This window comes from Paenibacillus sp. FSL R5-0744 (assembly GCF_037972555.1).
GTDB lineage: Bacteria > Bacillota > Bacilli > Paenibacillales > Paenibacillaceae > Paenibacillus_AQ.
Window position 1 is genome coordinate 1,796,735 of the sequence record NZ_CP150228.1, and the last position, 12,683, is coordinate 1,809,417.

A 12,683-nucleotide genomic window follows, 5' to 3' on the forward strand; every position below is an offset into this window, starting at 1 on the left:
TGTTATGATAAAGGAAGCAAGTGAGCTGCACAGTAGCAACTTTGCGAAGCCGCCCTTTTAGGGTGATTTTGCAGAAGGAAGGTGTCACAAATGGACTCCATGGACAAAACGGTCAAATTCAATGTGAAGGGCGACGAAAAGGAAGCTTCTCCCCAGGAAATATTGCTCGCTGTATACGATGCACTGGTGGAGAAAGAGTATCATCCGATCAATCAGATCGTAGGGTATCTACTTTCCGGAGACCCAGCTTACATTCCGCGTCATAACAATGCGAGAAGTTTGGTCCGGAGAAAAGAACGTGATGAGCTGATTGAAGAGCTGGTTAGATTCTACCTCGTCAATCACAAGGTGGATAATCCCAGATGATGAAGAAGTTAGGATTGGATTACGGCGACCGTAGAATCGGTGTAGCCACAAGCGATGTTTTTGGATGGACGGCACAAGCTCTTGAAACGATTGAGCGCCGCGGTACTGGTAATGAGTTCGAACGTATTCGTGAACTTGTTACGGAGCACGAAATTGGAGAGATTGTCGTTGGTCTACCGAAGAATATGAACGGCTCAGTAGGACCCCGGGGCGAAATCTGCATAGAGTTCGCTGACAAGCTACGGGAGCAATTTGCAATGCCCGTACACCTTTGGGATGAGCGTCTGACGACGGTATCCGCAGAGCGGGTGCTGATTGAAGGGGACGTCAGCCGGAAGAAACGCAAAGGGATTGTGGACAAAATGGCTGCAGCCCTGATTTTGCAAAATTTTTTGGATGCTAACAGTAAAAGGTGAGGGGTGCGAGGATATGACAAACGAACAGATTGGCCAAGAGGAAGAACCGGAAATTATCTATATTCCTGATGAGGAAGGTAATGAAGAGGAATTCGAGGTCATTATGAAGTTTGAGGTTGATGGCTCGGACGCTAAGTACATGATGGTGGTTCCGCTTGATTCCGAGGACGAGGAAACCGATGAGGTTTATGCGTTCCGTTATGTGGAAGAAGGCGACGATCTTCAATTGTTCATGATCGATAATGACGAGGAGTGGGCGATTGTCGAAGAGACTTTCAACACACTGGTTGACGAGTTGGACGGAGGATCTGAGAATGACTGATTTATCCGCTGATCAAGCGGTATGGACTTCGCGGCTTAAGGAAGCCTATGGAGAAACAGTAGAACTGGAAGATGAGCAGGGCAAGTCTTCCATTTACGATATTATCGCCGAATTTGAAGTCGGTGGTATTGGCTATGCGGTGCTGAAAGGCACCGGTAAAGACGTGGAATATGAAATTCTGCGTATCGTTGTCTCTCCTAACGGACTTCCGGAACTAGAGAACATCGTGGACGATGAAGAGTGGGAAGACATCTCTGAGCTATATGATGAGATGACTTTTCCAGTGGACGATGCAGAATAAACTTTAAACATGTACGTTACATTTATGATGAGTACGGAAGAGGGCGGAGAATTCCGCGCTCTTTTTGCTTGGAATACGATCAATATAATTAATACAACAATCATGATCATGAAATATGTATTGAATTTTAAGTAGTACACTTTTATACTTTATAGTCGGAAAGTGAGGAACCTGACTTGAAATCCGCAATCCGTACTGTGCTTATTGTTATTCTTTTGCTGGTAGCAGCAGGAGGCGGAGGCGCTTGGTACATTTGGAACGGGATGCAGCCGGTAGAACCTGCAGGACCCGCCGTAACATTTACGATAGATAAGGGCATGGGCAGCGCGGAAATTGCTGATCTGCTCGAACAAAATGGCATTATTAGGAACAGTCTTTTTTTTAAGGGATATTTGAAATGGACCAAAGAAGGTTCCAGCTTCAAAGCTGGTACTTATGTTGCTAGTCCAGGAGACACCTATGACGAGCTCATCGAGAGGCTAAATGCAGGTGATGTTGTTAAGGAAGAGACCGTAACTTTTACGATTCCGGAAGGATATACTGTTGAGCAGATTGCCAAGAAGCTTGCTGAGGCTTGGAATCAGGATGCTGCTATTTTTCTCGAAATAATGGATACCGGTGCGGGCTTGAAGGGAATTGATGTTCTAGGTATCCCGCAGAATAAGAACCTTCGTCATCGGCTTGAAGGGTATTTGTTCCCTGAAACGTATGAACTAGCCAAGGATAGTACGCCGCAGGAAGTTGTAGAGGCATTATTGGATCAGTTCCAGAAGAAACTGGACACGATTCCGAATTGGAAGCAAAAGCTAGAAGCACGTGGAATGACACTTCATGAGCTGTTGACAGTGGCCTCGTTAGTCGAGCGTGAGGTTGTGGTAGATAGTGAACGACCACTAGTTGCTGGCGTGATTTATAACCGCTTAAAGAAAGAGCAGAAGCTGGAGATTGATGCTACGGTTCAATATTTGCTCGACAAACAGAAGGAAAGACTGTTATATAAAGATTTGGAAGTTGACAGTCCTTATAATACGTATAGAAATATTGGGCTTCCTCCGGGACCTATTAGTAATCCGGGGCTGGCCTCCATTCAGGCGGCACTTGAACCTGAGGCATCTGAATACTACTTCTATGTGACTAAGAAAGATGGTACACAGGGCCATTTGTTTGCTAAGACCTACAAGGAACATTTAGCCAATATCGAAAAAAGTAAGCAAGAATCGAAATAAAATATTAAAATGAAGAGTGGTGCGGTTGAAATAACTGTACAAGTAGGAGGTACAACATGATTAACAAACCGGAATTGCTGGCGACAGCAGCATCCTTAGAGGAAGCTGCTGCTTTGCTGGATGCCGGAGCAGATGCATTGCTCATCGGGGATGACCGTTTTGGCATGCGTCTTGCCGGACATTTCTCTCTGGAGGATACAGCTGCTGTTGTAGAAATGGCACATGCGCGTGGCTGCAAAGTATATGCTGGACTAGGTGGACTCATGTCCAACCTTCTTCTCGAAGAGCTCCCTGCCTATGTGAAGGCGATAGGTGAACTTGGTGTTGACGGTGTTGAGTTCGGTGATCCTGCTGTGTTAACCACAGTGAAGAAGGAAGCACCGGGCATGAATCTGCATTGGAATGCGGAAATGACCTCTACCAATTACGCAACCGCGAATTATTGGGGGCGTAAAGGTGCTACTCGCGTCGTTCTTGCCCGTGAGCTGAATATGGATGAAATGACGGAAATGGTTCCGCTTTTAGAGGTAGAGGCACAGGTTCAGGTTCACGGCATGACCAATATATACCATTCCAAGCGTAAGCTTGTAGAAAGCTATATGTCACATCAAGGACGTCCAAGCGAGGGCGGCAGTCTTGGTAAGGAACGTGGTCTATTTTTGATCGAGGCAGAACGAGATGACCAAAAGTTCCCAATCTATGAAGACGAGAACGGTACACATATTATGAGTTCGGAAGATATTTGTATTTTGGAGGATCTTCATATCCTTATGGCTGCAGGCGTACAGAGTTTTAAGATTGAAGGATTGTTGAAATCAACAGCGTATAATGTGGCGGTTGTTAAGACTTATCGCAAAGCTATTGATCTCTATGTAGCTGATCCAGAAGCATATTCTTTCCAAGAGGATTGGATGGAAGCTATCAGAACGTTGCAGGATCCAGAACGGGAGCTAAGCTTCGGATTTTTCTATAAAGAGCAAGTATATTAAGTTTAATTTAATGAAAGTTTTTTAGTTCCCCGCAAAGACTAGGTGCAGTAAGCATGCACAGACATCACTTTGTGGGGCGATGGAGGGGAGAACAGGAATGGGAACCATGACAAAGCCGCAATACAAGGGCAAACGTTACCGTCTGGACAAACCGGAGCTCCTAGCTCCGGCCGGTAATTTGGAGAAATTAAAATTCGCAGTACACTATGGTGCGGATGCTGTTTATATCGGAGGGCAGAAATACGGTTTGCGTTCAGGAGCAGACAATTTCAGCTTTGAGGAAATGCGTGAAGGTGTTGAATTCGCCAAGAAATACGGCGCTAAGGTATTTGTTGCAACGAACATTTATGCTCACAATGAAGATGTCGCAGGGATTGAAGAATATCTGCGTAACTTATATGAAGTTGGCATTGCGGCTATTATCGTTGCTGATCCGGTCATTGTAGATACAGCACGCCGTTTAGTACCTGGATTAGAGGTACATTTGAGTACTCAGCAGTCTACACTAAACTGGCAAGCGGTATCCTTCTGGAAAGAAGAGGGTCTGCCACGTGTAGTACTCGGCCGTGAGACAAGCCTGGAAGAGATCGCTGAGATTAAGAAGCATGTTGACATTGAAATCGAGAGCTTTATTCATGGTGCGATGTGCTCTTCGTACTCCGGTCGATGTGTATTATCCAATCACTTTACAGATCGTGACTCCAATCGCGGAGGCTGCTGTCAGTCTTGCCGCTGGAAATATGATTTGTTCGAGGATGCGCGTCCTGAAGGCACTTGGGTATCTGAAGAAGATCAAGCTGTAGCACAATCTCCGGCCCCTTTGCTTCCGGGTGTAACTCAGATTCCACTGCATCAGCAAGGAGATAATCCTTTCTCCATGGGATCTAAGGATTTGTGCATGCTGGAAAGTATCCCTGAACTCATTGAAGTAGGCATTGACAGCTTCAAGATCGAGGGACGAATGAAGTCGATTCACTATGTAGCTACTGTAGTTAACGCTTATCGTAAAGCTATTGATGCTTACATGGCTGATCCGGAAGGGTACGAGTTGAAGCAAGAGTGGCTGGATGAGCTGAATAAAGCGGCGAATCGTCCGCTTAACACAGGGTTCTTCTATGATACTCCGGATCATGAAGATCATATCTATGAGCCTGAAGAAAAAGCCGCTCCTTATGATTTTGCCGGACTTGTACTAGAATACGATGCTGAGAGTGGAATGGCGCTCATTCAGCAACGCAATCACTTCAAGCCAGGGCAGGAAGTTGAATTCTTCGGACCCAATGATACATTCTTTAAGCAGACTGTAGCGGAATTGTGGGATGAAGCAGGCAACCCGCTTGACGCAGCTCGTCATCCTCTGCAACGTGTCCGCATGAAGGTAGATCAGCCGGTAGCATACTTTGATATGATGCGTAAGAGAAAATCTTAATAAGATACAGGGATGTTCTTTCTATAAGAGCATCCCTGTTTTTCTTTTGACAAAGCTAACAATAAGATATATATATTAGTAACTAACAAATAAATCCAAAAGGAGGGTAGAACGAAGGGAGTTTTTTTGTTTCAGAATACATAGGTTAAAAGTTATAAAAAAAGTATAGTAAAGCTAAGAAAAAAGGCCTAATAAACCGATATATAATATGGTTAGCGCTTTCATATGTCCTCTAATATTAGCGGGTAGATGATCATGATGGGGATCCTGATCAAAATAGTATTAGTGAAAAGCATAAAGAGAGAAGGTTAGAGAGATGAAGAAGAACAATAAAAAATCCGTAAATGTACAGAGCAATGAAGTAGGTACAGGAAAGACATCAAAGTTAGACGCTAAGAAAATGATGTTGGGTTGGGGAAGCCAAATCAAGAGAGTTAATCCTATCCAATCCGTCGGTGTGAAGTTATTTCTAATATTCTTATGTTCCACTGTAATCGTAGTTATGTCACTTGGACTTATATCTTATTCGAAGGCAAAAACAACGATAAAGAATAACGTATCCGAAGCCTACCGCCAGACTATTGTTCAGACTGCTGAGAAGCTGGATATTACCTTGAAGCAATATGAGAATACGGTATTGCAGCTCTTTTTTGATGTGCAGTTGCAAACGGATCTTAGATCAATGGCTACTGCACAAACTGCTTACGAGAAATTTGAAGCAACAAGCTCAATAAGTAAGAAATTGTCCAATCAGACTACAACAGATTCTAATATTCTCAGTGTCGCATTGATTCCCGAGTCACTTGAACAGGAAATTGTTACATCTGGCAGTGGTGGCATTTATTTTGATGGATTACGAGAACAAGAATGGTTCAAGAAAATTGTGGCCGATTCTAAAGAATATAATTCTTATTATTCAGACGCTAACAATAACGACTCTAAAAATATTTGGTTTTCAACCTCTCTTCAAGGAGCGGAAGAAAAAGATATTGCTTTGGTAAGATCTCTTAAAAGTCTGGGAGCAGATAAAGGATACATGATTATGCTTGTGTTGAAGAATACACTGCTGGAAGAATCTTTCGCAAGTGTGAAGCTGGGAGACGGCTCCCGTATTCAACTTGTGTCTCCGCAAGGTACAGTAGTGGCTTCTTCTAATCCGCTAGACGATGGAAAGTCATCGGAGTTTTCTTTTATCAAAGAGAGTAAGAAAAATAATAATAGCCTAGAAGCTAAAGATCCAAACGGAAAAGAAATTCTGGCGGTCTTTAATCCGATGATGCGGGCAGATTGGAAGCTCGCAGGTGTAGTTCCTACAGAAGAACTAGTGAAGGAAGCCCGTCCGATTCTGTTGACGACGTTCATTACGGCTGCCGGTGCGGCATTGCTTGCGATATTTATTGGGATTTGGATGGTTCGTATGATTGCTCGCCCTCTGGCACGATTGAAGGATCTAATGGTTCAAGGTGCAAGCGGAGATTTAAGTGTACGTACAGAATATGTGTCTAAGGATGAGATTGGACAACTATCAGCCTCCTTTAACTTGATGATGGAGCGTATTACTGAGCTTGTATCGCAAACTAGAGAAACTGCACGAGATGTGCTAGAGACCGCTGGCGAGCTTGGAGAAGCTTCGCGTAAGACAGCTATTTCCGCGAAGGAAATAGCAGCCGCTACAGAAGAAATTGCTGGAGGAGCAGGCAGTCTGGCACTTGAAGCTGAACGTGGTAATGAGCTTACAGATGTGATAGCTACGCAAATGCAGACCGTGATTAGTGCCAATAGTGAGATGGATGAGGCAGCACGCGGGGTTGGAGAAGCTAGTGCTCAAGGTGCCAAGCAATTAACGGATTTACTGGATCAAACTAGCCGTACTGGGGAAAAGACAGGTGCGCTTGTAGAACGTGTTAACAATTTGAAAGAAACAGTATTCTCAGTGATTAAGGTGCTGGATGTGATGAAGAGTATCACACAGCAGACGAATATTTTATCATTGAATGCGACGATAGAAGCCGCACGTGCAGGCGAAGCTGGCAAGGGCTTTATGGTGGTAGCAGGTGAGGTAAGACAGCTTGCCGACCAATCGAAGCAGTCTATTGCTCTTGTAGCCGGAATCACCGACAAGATCATAACGGAAATGAACGAAACGGAAGCTGTATTATCTGAAGTGGCACCTCTCTTTAAAGAGCAAATAAGCTCAGTGAAGAGCACGAGCGATATCTTTGTATCCGTAAAAGGACAGATGGATGAGTTCATTACTAGTCTGGAATCGGTGACAACAGCGATCAGTAGCTTGAATCATTCACAGGTTGTGTTGTCGGAAGCCATGGGTAACGTAAGTGCTGTAGCTGAGCAATCATCAGCGACTTCCGAAGAAGTGGCTTCACTCAGTAATGAACAACAAAGTGTAAGTGATCAACTCGTTTCATTGTCAGGTAAGCTGGAAAGTGCTTCAGGACAGTTAAAGGACAAACTGTCATTATTCACGATAAAATAAGTGGGTCCCTAACTAATTTTTTTATGATTTACATAACAAAACCGCTTCTTCGTTATGAGGAAGCGGTTTTGTTATTGTGTAAAGAAGGACTTCCCCGTATAATAATTTTGTTAGGTAAATAATAATAACAAGTTAGGTAAAAAAGGGTTAAGGAGAAGGACCGTATGAAAGGTAAACGCATCTTTGGCTGGTGGTCCGTTATCGGGGACATGAGTATGGAACGCAAGCTGCTCCTCGTCTTTTTAATAATTATTACCCTTCCGCTTACCTTCATTAGTGTGTTTACTTATAAGAGTTATTCAGAATCTATTCAGGGCAACACCATTGCTTATTCTGAGAAGTTAATCGATCAAATGATGGATGGAGTAGATGATTATATCGAAGATATGAAGCGTATTTCATCTATGCCAGCCTATGTGAACGATATTAAACAAAATTTAATTCGTTCGAACCACTATCATGAGCAGAAAGAGATCATGGGTGGCGAATCAGGCAGTGCTACATTGTTACCCGGAGATTTTGATTTACTGTTGTCCATTCAGCGGGGCATAGAAGGCAACATTTCATTTATTAATAATATTAAGCGAGGCGCGAACACGGTTTATATTTTTGACGCGCATGGGAATGGTTATTATTCTGCCAAGGATGGTGGAGTACGGCTCGACCTCGATCAAAGCTATAAGTACTGGAGTCAGCAGACGAAGGATTCCAGCGGAGAGGCCCTTTTGTTTGGTACCCAATCATTTACGAGTAATTTGCAGAGCACTCGATATGCTTTTACCGTTGTTCGCAAAATCGTGGATGGTTTGTTAAATCCGATTGGGCTGATCGCGGTTGAAGCGAATATTAGCAATTTGGAGAATCGGGTTACGGAGCTGGATAAAGTAACGCATGGCAGATCTTTGATCGTTGATGAGATGGGGATGGTCGTGTACGACAGTGACAAAAAACTTCTTGCCACGGATGTATCTGATTCAGAGCTATTCAAAAGGGTCGATGGGAAATCCGGGAGTTTCTATGATACAGTCAACGGAAAAGATTTTCTAAATATTTACTCAAGCTCTAGCAAGACCAATTGGAAGGCCATTATTTCGATTCCTGTAGATGTGCTAATGCGGGATGTGAAGGTAACCCGTAATACAACGCTCGCTGCTACATTAAGTATCATTGTACTTGCGTTAATTATCTCCATTATCCTTTCCTTTGCACTCACTAAATCACTATCGCAGATGATTCAACTGATGAAAAAGGTTCAGGGCGGCGATCTAGATGTGATGTTTAGGGTTAGACGGCGTGACGAGATTGGTCTGCTCGGGCATCAGTTTAATCGAATGTTGGCTCGGATCAGGCAGTTAATTCAGGATATCTACCGAATTGAAGAACAGAAGAAGGAAGCGGAGCTTCACGCACTGCAGAGTCAGATTAATCCTCATTTTATCTATAATACGCTGGAGTCGATCCGAATGACCGCTGAGCTCAATGATGATATTGAAGCTGCGGACATGATCTCAATTTTAGGTAAACTGCTACGGTATAGTACAAGTGATTTGAGTGGCAAAACGACAATGAAGCAAGAGCTTGGATATGTACGCAATTATGTTGAGCTGCTGAACTGTCGCTACCCTAATCGTTTCGTACTCGAGATCGACGTACCGAAGGAGTTAGATAATTACTCTATTATCAAGCTGGTCTTCCAGCCGATCATAGAGAATGCTGCTTATCATGGCTTGGATGATAATAAACCACAAATGCATTTAAGTATCCGTTGTGAGATGACTGAGCAAATGCTGTTCTTTCATATTAAAGACGATGGCTGTGGAATGGATAAGATCACTTTGGAGAGATTGAACGATGGGCTGCAGAAAGAAAGTCCTCCTAAGAAAAGTATCAATGGGGGCATTGGTATGAAAAATATACAGCAGCGAGTGCGCCTTCATTATGGAGCGGCTTTTGGAATTGAGGTATATAGTGAGCTTGGACAAGGGACGGATGTTATTTTGTCACTGCCGTTGCTGGAACCGGAAATGATTAGATTATCTGACTGAAATAAGAGGAGGCTGTCCGTTGATGGGGATGAGATTACACTGGACTACGCGTACCATACTGCTGCTTCTCATTTTGTTATCGATTAGTGGCTGTGAGAACAACACCAAGCAGACGGAATCTACAGTGCCTCCAGTTGGAAACGAGGTGAAGTCTGACTTATCCGGCACCATAGTCATGATGACCAATCGAATAGATCTGATTGAGAACGGAACCTTTCAAGGGTACGCAGACCAATTTAAGCAAAAGTACCCCGAAGCGAATGTTGAATTTGAAGGTTTATCCAATTACGCAACGGACATTCTGGTAAGACTGTCCACCAAGGACGCCGGAGATGTACTTTTGCTTCCTGTGAATCTTCCATCAAAGGAACTGGATTATTTTTTCGAACCGTTGGATGAAGAAACTTCGGCTAGTGAGCGCTTCACTTCTTTTGCTACTTATGATGGTAAGCGATATGGGCTATCTACGGGAACTACCACGGTAGGGATTGTCTATAATAAAAGGTCCTTCGAAAAAGCAGGAATTACCGCGGTTCCACAGACACTGGATCAATTCTACGAAGCTTGCGCTAAATTAAAAGAGGCTGGAATTATCCCGCTGTATATGAATTATGGAGCCGTCTGGCCACTGCGTGAATGGGGAAATAGTCTGGTCAATTATATGACAGGCAACCCTGAGTATCTAAATAATATGGTAAATGAGGATAGTCCATGGCAGCTTGATAATGAGTGGGGGAAATCCATTTCCATTGCTCGAACCTTAATTGCTAAAGGTTATGTAGAGAATGAACTTTTCTCGAACAATTGGGAGATCTCTAAGACTAGACTCGCTAAAGGTCAAGCTGGCATGTATTTGCTTGGAAATTGGGCGGTTGGTCAAGTGCTTGATGTGGGGGCTTCACCAGATGATATCGGATTCTTCCCATTTCCTTATGATAATAGCAGTACTCACTATGCGCCGATCAATCCAGACTGGTTCGTGGGTGTTAGCAAATACAGTAAGAATAAAGAGCTTGCAATGGCTTGGTTGAATTTTTTTGTAAAAGAGACTTCGTATTCAGATGATTGGGGATTCCTTCCTGCTGATGGTAGTCTGAACCCTTTTATGCCGCAGTACCGTGAATTTCTATCTTATGAACCTAAGCTGGTTTATGGCACGGTACAAAGTGATGCGTTCATCGATCTGGCAAATGGAGCTAAGCTGTCCTTTTGGTCCGGAGATTATATTCAAGAGTTACTTGCTGCGCCTGATTTACAAAAGTCTTTTGACGAATTAAATGCAAAATGGACGGAAGCGCGGGTAGCTACACAGGTAACTTCTCAGCCTTAACTTTAGTTTAACATTAATTTTATTACAATCTCTGGAGGGTTTAATATGGCTAAAAAGGTCACCATGCAAAAAATAGCTGATCATCTCGGTGTATCCAAATTTGTTGTCTCCAAGTCACTTTCTGGTAAAGCTGGCGTTAATGAGACGACCAGAGAACGAGTGATTCAAGCGGCTTCGCAGTTAGGCTATTTTACGCAAAAAAATGCTTTTGTCCAAGGTGTCAAGCGGACTCCTCCGGTAGGGGGGAGTGATCGGAATAAGCAATCTGTGCTTGTATTAATGCCGAATATCCGCTCGCAAACTCAGGATTCCTTGTATTGGGGAAAAATTGTGGACGGTATTGCCCTTGCGCTGGATCAAGAAGGACTTGGAATGGTGATCATCTCTGAGAATCGTGCGGATAATTTCGTGAATATCCTGAACCCAAGCGGGATTCTTGGTTTGGTAGGTGTGGGCGAAATCTCCACTTCCTTACTACTTGAGGTACATCGCATCGGTCTGCCGATGGTGTTGATTGACCATGAAGATCCATTAATTCCAAGTGATACTGTATTCGCGAACAATGTGGATTCCATGGCTCGACTTACTAATCATTTGATGGGGACAGGCCATACACAAATGCATTTTATCGGGAATATTGGATTTTCACGCAGTTTTAGGGATCGATGGATTGGCTTCCGGAGTGCGCTGGAGGAGAGTGGGATAAGACTGCCTTTGGAAGATGATGCGAATCTCTTTTTAGAAGGGGTGGAGGAAGATGTATTCCAAGAGGATTTTAAAAATTGGGTCATGAAGCGGAAAAAAGCTAAGACACTCCCAACCGCTTTGGTCTGCGCCAATGACAAAACAGCACTTACGGTCAGTGATATCCTGAAGGCAGAAGGTCTTAATATTCCAGGGGATATCTCGGTCACGGGCTTTGATAATATTGAGGATGCCTCAAGAGGCGTTCCGCCGCTTACTACTGTACATGTCCCTAAAGAAGCGATGGGCCGGGCGGCAGTGGAGAAACTGCTAAGTCGGATTGGGCATCCCTCTGCACCATTGGAGAAGATCCTGATTGCAGCAGACATAGTGCATCGTGATTCTGTGGATATACCGAGAGAATAGAAATTAGCCGATTAAAAATAATTGAAAGCCATGGAATTTTGGTTAGGGGGACTCAGTTATGTCAGAAGCAGTTGCAATACCAAAGATCGAAGGCGAAAATATTCATCTGCGTGGTGTAGGAGAGTCCGATCTGGAGGCCTATTACATATTTTTACTTGATGATGAGATGGGTCGTCTAACAGGGTCGCAAGGGGGAATCTCTCGCGAGCAAACATCGGCTTGGATTCGAAAGATTAGTGTTCCAGCTGAGGATCGTGTGGATCTTATGATTATCGTCAAGGAAACGGATGAGCTTATTGGAGAAGTGGTTCTGAACGAAATAGATCCGGACAACCGTAGCGCAAATATTCGAATTGGGATTCGTAGTCATGAACATAGAGGGAAGGGTTACGGTACTGAGGCTATGACTCAAATGCTGCGATATGGCTTTGAAGCCTTGAAGCTGCATCGTATCCATCTGGGTGTATATCCTTTTAATCCAAGAGCCATTCATGTCTATGAGAAGCTTGGTTTCAAGCACGATGGTGTGGAGCGGGATGCTCTTTATGTAGACGGAGAATTTCATAACATGATTCTGATGTCTATGCTGGAGGATGAATATCGGGCTTTGTACAATTAAAAAAAGTGAACCTATGGTGAGGAAGACGCTGCGTAA

The 12,683-nt window shown here is 43.8% G+C and carries 12 protein-coding genes; all 12 read left to right on the forward strand.

The window, feature by feature from the left end; all coding sequences use genetic code 11:
* Positions 1-90: 90 nt before the first annotated feature.
* The 12 genes from MKY19_RS07840 to MKY19_RS07895 all read left to right on the forward strand — a co-directional run bounded on the left by MKY19_RS07840 (position 91) and on the right by MKY19_RS07895 (position 12,647).
* Positions 91-366, forward strand: coding sequence for an IreB family regulatory phosphoprotein (locus MKY19_RS07840; protein ID WP_042125473.1), 276 nt, complete (start codon positions 91-93; stop codon positions 364-366).
* Positions 366-782, forward strand: a complete 417-nt coding sequence (gene ruvX / locus MKY19_RS07845; protein WP_042193474.1) for a Holliday junction resolvase RuvX — start codon at positions 366-368, stop codon at positions 780-782. The genes MKY19_RS07840 and ruvX overlap by 1 nt, the downstream gene beginning before the upstream one ends.
* A 13-nt stretch (positions 783-795) precedes the next feature.
* Positions 796-1,104 carry a DUF1292 domain-containing protein gene (locus MKY19_RS07850; RefSeq protein ID WP_038569507.1) on the forward strand — a complete coding sequence of 103 codons (309 nt, stop codon included), beginning with the start codon at positions 796-798 and terminating at the stop codon, positions 1,102-1,104.
* Entirely contained in the window at positions 1,097-1,405 is a 309-nt protein-coding gene (locus tag MKY19_RS07855) for a DUF1292 domain-containing protein (protein WP_076284270.1), read from the forward strand. Before MKY19_RS07850 ends, MKY19_RS07855 begins: the two co-directional genes overlap by 8 nt.
* A 176-nt stretch (positions 1,406-1,581) precedes the next feature.
* Entirely contained in the window at positions 1,582-2,631 is a 1,050-nt protein-coding gene (mltG, locus tag MKY19_RS07860; RefSeq protein WP_339801832.1) for an endolytic transglycosylase MltG, read from the forward strand.
* Between the two features lie 56 nt (positions 2,632-2,687).
* The gene (locus MKY19_RS07865) at positions 2,688-3,620 is read left to right on the forward strand and encodes a peptidase U32 family protein (RefSeq protein WP_339269729.1); all 933 of its coding nucleotides are present in this window, start codon (positions 2,688-2,690) and stop codon (positions 3,618-3,620) included.
* Positions 3,621-3,717: 97 nt separating this feature from the next.
* On the forward strand, positions 3,718-5,049 hold the full coding sequence (locus MKY19_RS07870; RefSeq protein ID WP_339801835.1) for a U32 family peptidase: 1,332 nt from the start codon (positions 3,718-3,720) through the stop codon (positions 5,047-5,049).
* 316 nt (positions 5,050-5,365) lie between these two features.
* The gene (locus MKY19_RS07875) at positions 5,366-7,543 is read left to right on the forward strand and encodes a methyl-accepting chemotaxis protein (protein ID WP_076284267.1); all 2,178 of its coding nucleotides are present in this window, start codon (positions 5,366-5,368) and stop codon (positions 7,541-7,543) included.
* A 164-nt stretch (positions 7,544-7,707) separates the two neighbouring features.
* Positions 7,708-9,588, forward strand: coding sequence for a sensor histidine kinase (locus MKY19_RS07880; protein WP_339801839.1), 1,881 nt, complete (start codon positions 7,708-7,710; stop codon positions 9,586-9,588).
* 22 nt (positions 9,589-9,610) lie between these two features.
* On the forward strand, positions 9,611-10,918 hold the full coding sequence (locus MKY19_RS07885) for an ABC transporter substrate-binding protein (protein WP_081382962.1): 1,308 nt from the start codon (positions 9,611-9,613) through the stop codon (positions 10,916-10,918).
* A gap of 45 nt (positions 10,919-10,963) precedes the next feature.
* Positions 10,964-12,028, forward strand: coding sequence for a LacI family DNA-binding transcriptional regulator (locus MKY19_RS07890; RefSeq protein ID WP_339801843.1), 1,065 nt, complete (start codon positions 10,964-10,966; stop codon positions 12,026-12,028).
* 58 nt (positions 12,029-12,086) lie between these two features.
* Positions 12,087-12,647 (forward strand): GNAT family protein, encoded by a 561-nt coding sequence (locus tag MKY19_RS07895; protein WP_339801847.1) that lies wholly within the window; start codon positions 12,087-12,089, stop codon positions 12,645-12,647.
* The last annotated feature ends 36 nt before the right edge of the window (positions 12,648-12,683 follow it).

Coding starts and splice junctions, on each gene's coding strand:
- MKY19_RS07840 (WP_042125473.1), top strand. CDS start 91: ATGGACTCCATGGACAAAACGGTCAAATTCAATGTGAAGGGCGACGAA.
- ruvX (WP_042193474.1), top strand. CDS start 366: ATGAAGAAGTTAGGATTGGATTACGGCGACCGTAGAATCGGTGTAGCC.
- MKY19_RS07850 (WP_038569507.1), top strand. CDS start 796: ATGACAAACGAACAGATTGGCCAAGAGGAAGAACCGGAAATTATCTAT.
- MKY19_RS07855 (WP_076284270.1), top strand. CDS start 1,097: ATGACTGATTTATCCGCTGATCAAGCGGTATGGACTTCGCGGCTTAAG.
- MKY19_RS07865 (WP_339269729.1), top strand. CDS start 2,688: ATGATTAACAAACCGGAATTGCTGGCGACAGCAGCATCCTTAGAGGAA.
- MKY19_RS07870 (WP_339801835.1), top strand. CDS start 3,718: ATGGGAACCATGACAAAGCCGCAATACAAGGGCAAACGTTACCGTCTG.
- MKY19_RS07875 (WP_076284267.1), top strand. CDS start 5,366: ATGAAGAAGAACAATAAAAAATCCGTAAATGTACAGAGCAATGAAGTA.
- MKY19_RS07880 (WP_339801839.1), top strand. CDS start 7,708: ATGAAAGGTAAACGCATCTTTGGCTGGTGGTCCGTTATCGGGGACATG.
- MKY19_RS07885 (WP_081382962.1), top strand. CDS start 9,611: ATGGGGATGAGATTACACTGGACTACGCGTACCATACTGCTGCTTCTC.
- MKY19_RS07890 (WP_339801843.1), top strand. CDS start 10,964: ATGGCTAAAAAGGTCACCATGCAAAAAATAGCTGATCATCTCGGTGTA.
- MKY19_RS07895 (WP_339801847.1), top strand. CDS start 12,087: ATGTCAGAAGCAGTTGCAATACCAAAGATCGAAGGCGAAAATATTCAT.